The 12,494-nt window shown below is 29.8% G+C and carries 15 protein-coding genes and 1 tRNA gene; 11 read left to right on the forward strand and 5 right to left on the reverse strand.

The window, feature by feature from the left end; translation table 11 throughout:
• Positions 1–16: 16 nt before the first annotated feature.
• Positions 17–415 (reverse strand): DUF983 domain-containing protein, encoded by a 399-nt coding sequence (locus FIA58_RS11000; RefSeq protein WP_243754665.1) that lies wholly within the window; start codon positions 413–415, stop codon positions 17–19.
• Between the two features lie 53 nt (positions 416–468).
• Between FIA58_RS11000 and FIA58_RS11005 the strand changes: the two genes are divergently transcribed.
• Positions 469–1,344 carry an AraC family transcriptional regulator gene (locus tag FIA58_RS11005; RefSeq protein ID WP_140962530.1) on the forward strand — a complete coding sequence of 292 codons (876 nt, stop codon included), beginning with the start codon at positions 469–471 and terminating at the stop codon, positions 1,342–1,344.
• Here the strand turns inward: FIA58_RS11005 and FIA58_RS11010 are convergent.
• Entirely contained in the window at positions 1,332–1,568 is a 237-nt protein-coding gene (locus FIA58_RS11010) for a hypothetical protein (RefSeq protein WP_140962531.1), read from the reverse strand. The two genes, FIA58_RS11005 and FIA58_RS11010, sit on opposite strands and share 13 nt — an antisense overlap.
• Positions 1,569–1,922: 354 nt before the next feature.
• Here FIA58_RS11010 and FIA58_RS11015 point away from each other — a divergent pair, with 354 nt between their 5' ends.
• The 3 genes from FIA58_RS11015 to FIA58_RS11025 all read left to right on the forward strand — a co-directional run bounded on the left by FIA58_RS11015 (position 1,923) and on the right by FIA58_RS11025 (position 6,260).
• On the forward strand, positions 1,923–3,434 hold the full coding sequence (locus FIA58_RS11015; protein ID WP_140962532.1) for a glycosyltransferase: 1,512 nt from the start codon (positions 1,923–1,925) through the stop codon (positions 3,432–3,434).
• Positions 3,435–3,609: 175 nt separating this feature from the next.
• Complete coding sequence (locus FIA58_RS11020) at positions 3,610–4,662, forward strand: DUF2891 domain-containing protein (RefSeq protein ID WP_140962533.1); 1,053 nt, start codon at positions 3,610–3,612, stop codon at positions 4,660–4,662.
• 38 nt (positions 4,663–4,700) lie between these two features.
• Positions 4,701–6,260 carry an NAD(P)/FAD-dependent oxidoreductase gene (locus FIA58_RS11025; protein ID WP_140962534.1) on the forward strand — a complete coding sequence of 520 codons (1,560 nt, stop codon included), beginning with the start codon at positions 4,701–4,703 and terminating at the stop codon, positions 6,258–6,260.
• An 84-nt stretch (positions 6,261–6,344) separates the two neighbouring features.
• Here the strand turns inward: FIA58_RS11025 and FIA58_RS11030 are convergent, their stop codons facing one another.
• Positions 6,345–6,767 carry a hypothetical protein gene (locus tag FIA58_RS11030; RefSeq protein ID WP_140962535.1) on the reverse strand — a complete coding sequence of 141 codons (423 nt, stop codon included), beginning with the start codon at positions 6,765–6,767 and terminating at the stop codon, positions 6,345–6,347.
• A 237-nt stretch (positions 6,768–7,004) separates the two neighbouring features.
• A complete protein-coding gene (locus FIA58_RS11035) occupies positions 7,005–7,451 on the reverse strand; it encodes a cold-shock protein (protein ID WP_140962536.1) in 447 nt (148 codons plus the stop codon).
• Between the two features lie 316 nt (positions 7,452–7,767).
• Between FIA58_RS11035 and idi the strand changes: the two genes are divergently transcribed.
• From idi to FIA58_RS11070, 7 genes are all read left to right on the forward strand, one after another.
• The gene (gene idi / locus FIA58_RS11040) at positions 7,768–8,295 is read left to right on the forward strand and encodes an isopentenyl-diphosphate Delta-isomerase (RefSeq protein ID WP_140962537.1); all 528 of its coding nucleotides are present in this window, start codon (positions 7,768–7,770) and stop codon (positions 8,293–8,295) included.
• Between the two features lie 33 nt (positions 8,296–8,328).
• Positions 8,329–8,739: a 6-pyruvoyl trahydropterin synthase family protein gene (locus FIA58_RS11045; protein WP_140962538.1), complete on the forward strand. Its 411-nt coding sequence runs from the start codon at positions 8,329–8,331 to the stop codon at positions 8,737–8,739.
• Position 8,740: 1 nt separating this feature from the next.
• Positions 8,741–9,190 carry a peroxiredoxin gene (locus FIA58_RS11050; protein WP_140962539.1) on the forward strand — a complete coding sequence of 150 codons (450 nt, stop codon included), beginning with the start codon at positions 8,741–8,743 and terminating at the stop codon, positions 9,188–9,190.
• 63 nt (positions 9,191–9,253) lie between these two features.
• Positions 9,254–9,580, forward strand: a complete 327-nt coding sequence (locus FIA58_RS11055; RefSeq protein WP_140962540.1) for a hypothetical protein — start codon at positions 9,254–9,256, stop codon at positions 9,578–9,580.
• Between the two features lie 158 nt (positions 9,581–9,738).
• Positions 9,739–10,698, forward strand: a complete 960-nt coding sequence (locus tag FIA58_RS11060; protein ID WP_140962541.1) for a type I phosphomannose isomerase catalytic subunit — start codon at positions 9,739–9,741, stop codon at positions 10,696–10,698.
• 57 nt (positions 10,699–10,755) lie between these two features.
• Positions 10,756–11,025 (forward strand): hypothetical protein, encoded by a 270-nt coding sequence (locus FIA58_RS11065; RefSeq protein ID WP_140962542.1) that lies wholly within the window; start codon positions 10,756–10,758, stop codon positions 11,023–11,025.
• 118 nt (positions 11,026–11,143) lie between these two features.
• Positions 11,144–11,217 (forward strand) — tRNA-Thr (locus tag FIA58_RS11070).
• 236 nt (positions 11,218–11,453) lie between these two features.
• Here FIA58_RS11070 and FIA58_RS11075 read toward each other — a convergent pair.
• Positions 11,454–12,491, reverse strand: a complete 1,038-nt coding sequence (locus FIA58_RS11075; protein WP_140962543.1) for a hypothetical protein — start codon at positions 12,489–12,491, stop codon at positions 11,454–11,456.
• Positions 12,492–12,494: the final 3 nt, after the last annotated feature.

A 12,494-nucleotide genomic window follows, 5' to 3' on the forward strand; every position in this document is an offset into this window, starting at 1 on the left:
AATATTGAGGCTTTTTTTACTTTGAATAATTTTTAAAGATATAAATCCAAATCAATCGTGATAATTTGATATTAAATATAGAAAGAACTAAAATTGTAGCTCCTATAATAGGAAACATTCTTAAGTCAAAACTTTTATCAAAAAAAGGAGCTGCAATAAAATAAGTGATTAGAGCTTCCGCACAACCTACAGCATAATTCACAAACATGGCTCCAAAAAAGAAACCTGGTTCTTTTTCAAATTTGAAATTGCAATTAGGACACTTTTCATTCATTTTAGGAAAACCAAATCCGAAATTAAGTAATCCATTTTTAAAGACTTTTCCTTTTGAACAGTTAGGACATTTGTTACTAAAAAGATTAAGGATGGTGTTTTTCATTCTATTAAATTTCAGCAAAATTAAACTATTATTCATTTTGGAAAGTTTTGTATATTCGCTAATGAGTGCACAAAAAAGACATTTTGTATATGAAGCCATATCCTGTTTATGAAATAGAGAATTTTGAAGAGAATATATTTTATAATAATTTGTATGTCAATTCTTTCAAAGAGCATTTAAAAAAGCATCATTTTATTGAAAAGTTACACCGACATAACTTTTATCTTTTGGTACTTTTTACAAATGGTACAGGGATGCATACAATAGATTTTGATACTTTTGAAATTACTAAAGGAAGTATGTTTTTAATGCAACCAGGACAAATTCATTCTTGGCAACTTTCTTCCGATATTGAAGGTTTTATAGTATTTTGCTCAAAAGAGATTTTTAACCTTCATTTTGAAAGTAAAAAAATAGAACAATATCCTTTTTTCCAATCCTTTGAAAATAATCCTGAAATTTTTTTATCTGAAAAAGATATGGAAATGGTAACTCCTTATTTTATGATGATGATAGAAGAGAGTAGTGCTAAAAGAAACTATAAAAAAGATAAATTATTGAGTCTTTTAGATATTATTTTGATTGATATTTCAAGGATTTATTCTTCTGAAAAAAATCAAGAAAAACCTGTTTATAATTATAAATTAAAGCAATTTGATTTACTTCTAGAAAACTATTATAAAATAGAGAAAGCACCTTCTTTTTATGCAGATAAAATGGCTATTACGTTGAAGCATTTAAACAGAATAACTAAAACTATTTTGAATAAAACGGTTACCGAGTTAATTACGCAAAGGGTAATTCTTGAAAGTAAGCGTTTGTTAGTAGAACGTAATTTGAGTTTGACTGAAATAGCAGATGAATTGGGTTTCTCTAGTGCTAATTATTTTGTGAAATTATTTAAAAAACAAGAAGGAATAACTTCAAAAGAATTTCTAAAACAAATTTTTTCTCAAGAAACATAAATTTCACCTCGATGTGGTTTTAAGGCATCTCTTACAGTAATCATGTCTTTTTCTTCTACAACCATAAAGGCAATGGCATACATGTCATTTATAACAGTATAACCTGTTATGTTTAAAAGTAGTTTTTCTATTTGAATGTATTCTTTTAAATGTATTTCATGATGTTCTGCTGTTTTGGCTGCAGCCTGACCTCTAAAATCCCAAATTAATTTTATGTTACGCATTTTTTTCTTATTCAATTATACAAAGGTACAAAGTCAATTTTTAATATAATGTTTTCAATAATGTATTTTTTAATATGCTATAATTTTAGATAATTGAAAACAAATTTGAGTTTGTAAATTGTTCCCATTTGTATACTTAAAATGTGTAATACTTTAAGTAATGTATAAATATTTTACGGTTTTTAAAACAGCATTTTTTACAGTGTTTTGTTTTACAGCGTTTTATAAATAAGGCATGTGAATTGCCTATTACCATTCATAATGATTTGCTCTGTTTTAGGTTTGTTAAGCATATCAATCTTAAAGTGCAAAGAGTTTACACTTGACTAAAAGTCAAATTAAAAATGGAAAACAATGAAAAACGCAAATTTAAACCCTATAGAATCTAATTTTTTTTATAGAAAAAAGAGTAATGAAACTAAGTTGAATAGTTTTATTTTCTCCGTTCATAATAAAACACTACATAATTTTATTTCTGAAAAAATTTTATACTTTAGAGATTCCACAAGGAAACTGATTTTAAGAAGTCCTCTTTTTAATACTAACACTAATTTATTAAATGAAGGTGTGTTATTAACTACATTTTTAATGCTGATCAGTGCGGCTTTTTTATTTTATGAATTGCAACCAAGTTTCGAACAATATAATTTAGAAAAACTGAATTCTGTATGGGGTGTGTCATTTTTGATTCTTTCAGTGTCACTTTTTGCTTATAAAACTAGTTTCTTTTTGTTTAAAGTATATTTATATCTTAAATATAAGTCTATACGCTCTGTTTCAGATGAGAAATTGCCAACATGTACAATAATTGTTCCTGCTTATAATGAGGGACAATTAGTATGGGAAACTTTAAATAGTATAGCTGAAAGCGATTATCCAAAAAATAAATTACAAATAGTAGCTATAGATGATGGGAGTAAAGATGATACTTGGTTTTGGATAAATAAAGCGAAATTAGATTTGGGAGAACGTTTAACCATTTTTCAACAACCTATTAATAAAGGAAAACGGCATGCCCTTTATCATGGGTTTAATTTAGGAATAGGTTCAATTTTTGTAACAATTGATAGTGATTCAATTGTTAAGAAAGATACTTTAAGAAATTTAGTTACTCCTTTTGTTACTAATGAAAATTGTGGTGCTGTTGCCGGTAATGTAAGGGTTTTAAATAATAAAAAAGCAATGCTACCAAAAATGCTTAATGTAAGTTTTGTAATGAGTTTTGAATTTGTTCGTTCTGCGGAGAGTGTTTTGGGTTCTGTGCTTTGTACACCAGGAGCTTTAGCAGCTTATCGTAGAGATGCTGTTTTGGCTTGTTTACCAGAATGGATTAATCAAACATTCATGAATAAACCTTCAGATATTGGAGAAGATAGGGCTATGACAAATATGATATTAAAGCAAGGTCGTGAAGTGTTATTTCAAAGAAATGCACATGTACTTACTAATGTTCCTGAATCTTACAAAAGTTTGTATAAGATGTTTATTCGTTGGGGAAGAAGTAATGTACGTGAGAATATTATGATGGCTAAGTATGTTTTTACAAATTTTAGAAAAGATTCGAAAGTTGGTGCTAGGTTGTTGTTTTTTAACCAATTTTTAAATATAGTCATGACATATCCTATGTTGTTTTTTATGGTATTCTTTGTAATTACACATCCTTTGTTGTTTTTAAGTTCCACATTATTAAGTATTTTAATAATTTCCAGTTTTCCAGTTTTGTTTTATGCAAAAAGGTATAGCTTTTCAGAATCAGTTTGGGCTTATACTTATAGTATTTTGTATACATTTGGCTTATTCTGGATAACACCTTATGCTATTGTAACTGCAGGTAAAAGTGGTTGGTTAACTAGAGAAATAGCATAGTAGGAAAATTATAATATAAGAATTATTGAAGAGGTATTTTATTATTTATAAGGACTTTCTTTTTTATTTCTTTCTATTTCAGTAGGTAAAGTGTCGAAATTCAGGTTTCTAATTCTTATTTTTGTTATTTCAACTTTTAATTATTAATAATTGAAATAATTTAATATCCTTATAAATGAAAACAAAAGTAATACTATTGTTTCTAATTGTTCAAGTATCTTTTTCACAAGAATTAACGTTGGAACAAGCCAATCATTTAGCTACTTTGCCTATAAAATGTCTCCAACAAGAATATCCTAATAAATTAAATCAATTGTTAAAAGATGATACAGAATTATTGTCTCCAAAAGAATTGCATCCTGCTTTTTATGGTTGTTTCGACTGGCATTCTTCTGTTCATGGTCATTGGAGTCTAGTTTATTTATTGAATAATTTTACTGATTTGGAAAACAAAGAAGAAATTATAGGTAAACTTCATGTCAATTTGTCAAGAGAAAATATCGAAAAAGAAATTGCTTATTTAAGCAAACCTCATGAAAAATCTTATGAGAGAACTTATGGGTGGAATTGGTTGTTAAAGCTACAATTAGAACTAGAAAAAAGTAAAGAATCGTTTGTAAAACCGTTAGCAGCTAATCTAAAGCCTTTGACTAATTTGTTAATTCAACGTTATACAGAATTTTTACCCAAATTATTATATCCCATCCGAGTGGGAACACATTCCAATACAGCTTTTGGTTTAACCAATGCTTGGGATTATGCAGTTTATTCTAATAATATAGAATTTCAATCTGTTATTAAAGAAAACGCTTTACGTATGTATCATAAGGATGAAAGTTGTCCTTTTACTTGGGAACCGAGTGGGACCGATTTTTTATCTCCTTGTATGGAAGAAATAGGATTAATGCAACGTGTCTTGTCTGAAAAAGAGTTCTTAACTTGGTTAGAAAAATTTGCACCCAATCTATTTAAAAAGAATTTTGAGTGGGAAACCTCAAAAGTTTCTGATAGAACAGACGGTCATTTAGTACATTTGGACGGATTGAATTTTAGCAGAGCTTGGAATTTATATGCTTTGAGTAATCAGTATCCAAAGAAATTTTCTCATTTAAAGAAAATAGCGGATACTCATTTGCAATTTTCACTACCTGCTGTAGTGGATGGGAATTATGAAGGAGAACATTGGTTGGCTTCTTTTGCTTTGAGAGCTTTTGAAGTGAGAAACTAAATTCATTTGTTTACTTTTGCAGAAAATATATATTTAGAATGCCTCGCGAATTTCAATTTCAAGTTTCACCAGAAGTAGCAGCTAACGAAATTTTGTTAGCTAATCATGTTGCTAAATTAGCTCAAATATCTCCAAAAGAGATTCAAAAAGTAGTGGTGGTGAAACGCTCTATTGATGCTAGACAAAAAAACATTAAAGTTAATATAAAGGCTACTGTTTTTTTAGTTGACGAACATTACGTTGGAACTAAAATTGAATTACCAGATTATCCAAATGTAACTAATAATCAAGAAGTTTTAGTTGTTGGTGCAGGTCCTGCAGGTTTATTTGCAGCTTTACAATTAATTGAATTAGGTTTAAAACCAGTAGTTTTAGAACGTGGAAAAGATGTAAGAGGTCGTCGTCGCGATTTAAAAGCTATCAATGTGGATCATATTGTAAATGAAGACTCTAATTATTGTTTTGGAGAAGGTGGAGCAGGAACCTATTCTGATGGAAAATTATACACTCGTTCTAAAAAAAGAGGTGATGTAGATCGAATTTTACAACTTTTAGTGGGTTTCGGCGCTTCAGATGAAATTTTAATAGAGGCTCATCCTCATATTGGAACCAATAAATTACCACAAATTATACAAGATATTCGTGAAAAAATTATTGCTTGTGGAGGTCAAGTCTTATTTGGAGCTAAAGTAACTGATATTTTAGTAAAGAATAGCGAAATTGGAGGTGTAACTTTACAAGATGGAACTGTAATTAATGCGAAAAAACTAATTTTAGCTACAGGACATTCGGCAAGAGATATTTTTGAATTATTAGATAGAAAAGAAATTCTTATTGAAGCGAAACCCTTTGCTTTAGGTGTTCGTGCTGAACATCCTCAAGAACTAATTGATAAAATTCAATATTCTTGTGATTTTAGAGGAGAATTTTTGCCACCAGCACCTTATTCAATAGTAAAACAAGTATCAGGAAGAGGAATGTATTCTTTTTGTATGTGTCCAGGAGGTGTTATTGCTCCTTGCGCTACGAGTCCGGGAGAAGTGGTTACTAATGGTTGGTCTCCATCAAAAAGAGATCAAGCTACAGCTAATTCTGGAATTGTCGTGGAACTAAAATTGGAAGATTTTCAACCTTTTGCCAAATTTGGAGCTTTAGCTGGAATGGAGTTTCAAAAAGCAATTGAACAAAAAGCATGGCAATTAGCAGGTTCAACCCAAAAAGTGCCAGCTCAAAAAATGGTCGATTTTACCCAAAAGAGAGTCTCTTCAGAAGTACCTAAAACATCTTATGTTCCAGGAACCACTTCAGTAGAATTAGGAGAAGTTTTTCCTGCTTTTTTAACGAATACGATGCGAGAAGGTTTTACTCAATTTGGTAAATCAATGAGAGGGTATTTTACCAATGAAGCCATTTTGCACGCACCTGAAAGTAGAACGTCATCACCGGTTAGAATTCCTCGCGATCCAATGACTTTAGAACATCTTCAAATAAAAGGACTGTATCCTTGTGGAGAAGGTGCTGGTTATGCTGGGGGAATCATATCTGCAGCAATCGATGGTGAAAAATGTGCTTTAAAAATTAAAGAAAGTATTAATTAGAAATAATTATTAGGTGTAAACAAAAAAATCATAGTAATTACTATGATTTTTTTGTTTGTTTATAAAAAGTATAAATATATTTTATTAAGCATAAAATAAGATGCTAGCAGCAATTACCCATATTCCTACAACTATGCCTGCTAAACCTAATTTTCCTTGAATTGGAGCAAGTTTTGCTAATAATTTTTCTCCTTTTTGTTTGGCTTCTTCGTTTTTAGATAAAACAAGTTTATTTATCATTCCATATCCAAGGATGAATCCTAGAACAGCTTCAACTGCAGACGAAGCCAACCAAGTAATCCACCAAATTGGGAAAGTAGTTAATAAGCCTATGTTTAAAATCGCTTGAATTATTCCCCATATTCCCCAAAAACAAAAAGCTAAACCTATCCAACCTTGATAAGGTGTTATTTTGTCTAAAAGCTCTTTGGCATCTGGTTTTCTTGAAAGTAAAAGAGATGGTGCCGCCAATAATCCTAAAATAATTAATGTAATTCCGTAAATCATTTTTTTAATTTTTAATTGTTACTATTATGTTTGTTTATCATTAAATTCTTTTTGATGTTTCCATCAATAAAAATTCTAGTGCAAATAACAGTATAATACCAAAGTGAGAAATCACTATAAATCATGATTTTTTAAATTATTTAGGAAAATAATTTTGCTTTATAGTTACTATGTAATAAAAATGCCATTAAAACAATTTGTTTTAATGGCATTTTTATATAAGTATATGAGTTTAAGTTATATCTTCTTAACTCTTACTGCATTCATTCCTTTCATTCCTTTTTCCAGTTCATAAGTAACTTTGTTACCTTCTTTTACTTCATCTATCAAACCTTTAACGTGGAAGAAAAATTTATTGTCAGAATCTAATTCTTTTATAAAACCAAAACCTTTTGAAGTATCGTAAAAATCTACAATACCTTTTCTCTCTGTATCAACTTCTTCTGTGTCTTCTCTTTTTGGAATCCCAATTTCGATAGTTTCAACATCAACTATGATTTTCTTAGAAGGATCAGGAGGAGTACTTGTCAAATGTCCATTTTCATCTACATAAACATAAAGGTCTTCTCCAGATAATTTCGGGTTTGCTTTTCTAGCTTCTTTTTTTTCTTGTTTTTCTTTTCTTTTTTTAGCGCGAAGTTTTTCTTGCTCTTTTTTGTTAAATGTTTCTTGAGGTCTAGCCATTAACTAATTATAATTTTAAGTGATTACTATAGAAATTTAAAAAAGCAAATTATTATGTGTCTGTAGTACTACTTAAAAGTATTTAAAGCGTAAATAATATAAGAATTTTATAAATTTCTAAAGTACAAAGATACAATAATAATTTGAGCTTGTGTTAATTATTTAAAAAATTGATAATCAATAATTTGTTTGATCTAATATGTGAGACGATAGTTTGTAATATATTTTATCTATACAATTGTTAATGTTCTCACAAACTTGAAAAGGCAACTATAACCCAAACTTTTTTTGTATTTTTGAGACATTAATAAATAGTATGAGAGAAGAAAAAGTAATTTTAGTAGATACAAATGATGAAGCTATTGGTTTAATGGAGAAAATGGCTGCTCATGAGCAAGCCTTATTACACAGAGCCTTTTCAGTTTTTATTTTAAATGATAAAAATGAGGTTATGTTACAACAAAGGGCTACTCATAAATACCATTCTCCTTTATTATGGACAAACACTTGTTGTAGTCATCAAAGACCAGGAGAATCCAATATTTTAGCAGGCAAAAGACGCTTGATGGAGGAGATGGGTTTTGTGACAGATTTAAAAGAACTTTTTCATTTTATTTATAAAGCACCTTTTGATAATGGTTTAACGGAGCATGAACTAGATCATGTAATGATAGGTAGGTTTAACGATGAACCAACTATTAACAAAGATGAGGTTGAAGATTGGAAATGGATGAAAATAGAAGATATTAAAGATGATATGATTGCAAGCCCTGATCTTTACACTGTTTGGTTTAAAATTATATTTGATGAATTCTATCACTATTTAGAAAGCCATAAAATATAAATCCAATATCAAAGATATAAATTTTAAAATCAAATGAAAGTAACGGTTTCTAGAAAAGCTCATTTTAATGCAGCTCATAGATTGTACAGGGAAGATTGGTCAAATGAAATGAATAACAAGGTTTTTGGTAAATGTAATAATCCTAATTACCATGGGCATAATTATGAATTAATAGTTAGTGTTACAGGAGCTATAAATCAAGAAACTGGTTTTGTTATTGATGTGAAAATCTTGTCAGACTTGATTAAAGAACATATTGAGGATGCTTTCGATCATAAAAATTTAAATTTAGATGTTCCTGATTTTGCTAATTTGAATCCAACAGCGGAAAATATTGCAGTGATTATTTGGAATAAATTACGACCTTTTATCGATCCAAATATGGAAATGGAAGTGATTTTATATGAAACACCTCGTAATTTTGTAACTTATAAAGGAAATTAAAATGGGATTAAAAGTAGGAGACAAGGTTCCAGATTTTACAGCTAAAGATCAACATGGAGTTTTTTTTAAATGGAGTGAATATTTGGGAAAACCAACAGTAATTTATTTTTACCCAAAAGATGATACACCAGGTTGTACTGCACAAGCTTGTAGTTTTAGAGATGAATATCAAGACTTTAAAGATTTAGGTGCAGAAGTAATAGGAGTCAGTGGTGACTCTGAAAAATCACATGTAAAATTTGCTCAAAAATATAACCTTCCTTTTATCTTATTGTCAGATAAGGATAAGTCTTTGCGAAAGCTTTTTGATGTGCCAACTAACTTGCTAGGTCTTATTCCTGGAAGGGTTACTTATGTTATAGATAGTAAAGGTGTTGTTCAATTAGTTTTTAATAGTATGTCTGCTAAAAATCATATTAGTGTTGCTAAAGCAAAAATTAAAGAACTTTAAGTTTCTCTTAATAAGTGATTAAAAAAAATAGCCTTTATTAGATTTTATTATAATTGTTAATTTATGATTGGAACAGTAGAGAGAAAGATTTCTCATGGAGTTATTAAAGATGAAAAGTGTAAAGTATGTAATGAAAATGCAGATCTATTAGTTGATGTCTACATAAAAATATTAGCAATAAGGATTTTTGTCTTTCCATTGGAAAAAAGAACTTCTGTTAGTTGCGCAAAATGTAAGAAAGCGAATCTTAAATCTTATGAATTATCTAGTACAGCTAAAAATAAACTTTTTAAAATTGACGAAGAAACTAAAACACCAGTAAAGTTTTATTCAGGATACATTGTTATAACAATTTTACTTTTTCTTTGGATGTTTTCTAAACTTAAGTAAAGACTGTAATAATTAAATTATAGATTATTCTTTATTTTGAATCGTTTTCAATTCATCTATATTATTTTATCAAACTAACATACAAAAAGAGCGATACAACGAAATAAGCTGGATGGCTTTTATAATTTCCGCATATTTGTATTGTAAATAGATTAAAAATGAAATTATATCCACTATTATTCGACCCTATACTCAAAGAACGTATTTGGGGAGGAACTAAATTAAAAACCTATTTAAATAAAACCATTTCTTCTGAAATTACAGGTGAAAGTTGGGAAATTTCTACAGTGCCAAATGATGTTAGTGTAGTAAATAATGGTACATTAAAAGGTAAAAATATTAATGAAATTATTGCTCTTGCACCAAATGAATTTTTAGGGACTTCTGTTGTGGAACGTTTTGGGAAGCAATTTCCTTTACTTTTCAAGTTTATAGATGCCAAAGAGGATTTGTCTATTCAATTGCATCCTAATGATGAATTAGCTAAGAAAAGACACAATTCTTTTGGTAAAACAGAAATGTGGTATGTTATGCAAGCCGATGAGAATTCTCGTTTAGTTGTAGGTTTTAAAAAAGACTCTAATAAAGAAGAATATCTAAATCATTTAGAAAATAAATCAATAGTATCTCTTTTGAATGAAATGCCTGTAAAAAAAGGAGATGTTTTTTTCTTAGAAACAGGTACCATTCATGCCATTGGAGCAGGAGTTGTTATAGCAGAAATCCAGCAAACGAGTGATATCACTTATCGAATTTATGATTGGGATAGAGTGGATGCAAATGGAAAAGGTAGAGAATTACATACGGAATTAGCACTTGACGCTATTAACTATTCTAAAACCAATTCAAAAATTGAATATCCTACTTTGGAAAATAAATCGAATGAAGTTGTAGATTGTCCTTATTTTAAAACAAATGTAATTCCTTTACAAGGAAATTATTCATGGACCAAGAGACAAGAAGCTTTTACGGTTTTAATGTGTACGGAAGGTCAATTTGAGTTTGTTTATGAAGGACAAAATTTCATAATAAAAACTGGAAATACTATTTTATTACCCGCTAGTATAGACGGAATTGAAATAAAAGGAAGCGCAACTCTATTAGAAATTTCTATTTAATTCATAATCATTAGAATATATTGTTTAATTTTGCATCAAATTTTAAATAAATAAAAAATGGCAAGCGTTAAAAACTTGAAAAAAGAAATCAACTATGTTTTAGGAGATTTAGTAAATATTGTTTATGTGTGGGAAATGACTAATGGTGGAAAACCAACAGAAACTACGGATGCAATTATTGATGAAATCTATGATAATTATGATGCTTTAGTTACAAAAATGAATCAAAAAGACGTTGAAAACAAAAAAGTTCATTTTAAACAAATTCGTAAAGAATACGAAGCTACTGCAAATCAAATAGTTGAAAAAATCAACAAATTAAATTAAAAAAAATAGTAAAAAAAAGCGGAAATTCTTTTGCAAATAGAAAAATCAAAATTATATTTGCACCGCAATAAAGGTAACACATTGTATGAAATAAGACAAAAAGTTATCTTTTAGAGTTGCCGGTGTAGCTCAGCTGGCTAGAGCAGCTGATTTGTAATCAGCAGGTCGTGGGTTCGAGTCCCTCCATCGGCTCAAAAAAGGAAAGTGAAAGCTTTCCTTTTTTTATTCCTATAAGTCATAAGTTATATTTTCTTTTTTAGGAGCACATAAATAGTTCTTCGGTAGAAAATCACACCCACTATCCACTATATCTTTCCTTTTTTTTTAAGAAAAAAGAAAAGGATGCCGTTCCTATTGGGGCTATAATTGACATTTTTAATTTCAATCTAATTTGATGAGATTGGTAAATAATCATCAAGAGAGTTAATTTATCGTATCTGATACCAATTGATACCATCACTTTGAACTTCAATACTACTTCCAGCATTAATTGTATTTATGGAACTACCTGCTAGATTTATATAATTTACTGTCACAGATTTTGAAGCAACAGAATTATTGATGATTGTATAAATTCTGCCTGATATTCCAGATGCAGCAGGAAGCGTAACGGTAAATGCAGAGCCAAGTGGAATGATCACAGTTTTATGATTTTGGTTTAATGTTAGGTCAGCGGAAATAACGGTAATGCTATTGGCTATACTTCCATTTACATGAAAGGTAGAGGTAGGTGTAATTGCTATGCCAAAATCACCAGAGTTGATAAACCTAGCAAAGGTAGTAAAAGCAGTTGCATTTGTATATTTACCAAAGGCGAGATGTGGAGGAGATCCTGTAAAATTCGATGTAAGCAGACGCAACGCATCAGTTGTACCCGTCTGGGCAGCTGAAACTTTCTCCATACCATACGCATCACCATTAGAAGTATTATATATTGTAGCTATTCCCATACGTGTATCTTTGGCAAATCCTAACCCAACTGGTGCCTGAAAGTCAGTCCTTCCTCCCGAAAAAGTAAGATTATTGGCTCCCATAGTTACCGTACGATTACCTGTTAGGTTACCATTACTGTTGTAAATATCGGTTGCGGTTACTGATGATCCTAATGTTGTTTTCCATGCTCCATTAGTATAAACAAAAGCTACAGTTTGACCTTTGAGAATAGTTGTGCCTGAAAATGTTGTGTCAAAACCACCTGTGGTATTATTGGAAATGGTTAATATATGACCATTGATAGTCGGAACATAAGCCGTTATGGCAACAGTGCCAGTTGCAGTACCCGTAATATTGGCAAGAGAGGTCTCTATATTAATATTGGCTGTATTAGAAGACACAGTAAAGCTTACTTCTCTATATGTAACGGCTCCATTGACATCTAACATAGTTCTAGGATCGGTGGTATTTATTCCAATTTGAGTAAAGGATAAATAGGGTATTAAAATCAGTAATAGAAATGTAGTTTTCATTTT

It is taken from the genome of Flavobacterium jejuense (genome assembly GCF_006491595.2).
GTDB lineage: Bacteria > Bacteroidota > Bacteroidia > Flavobacteriales > Flavobacteriaceae > Flavobacterium > Flavobacterium jejuense.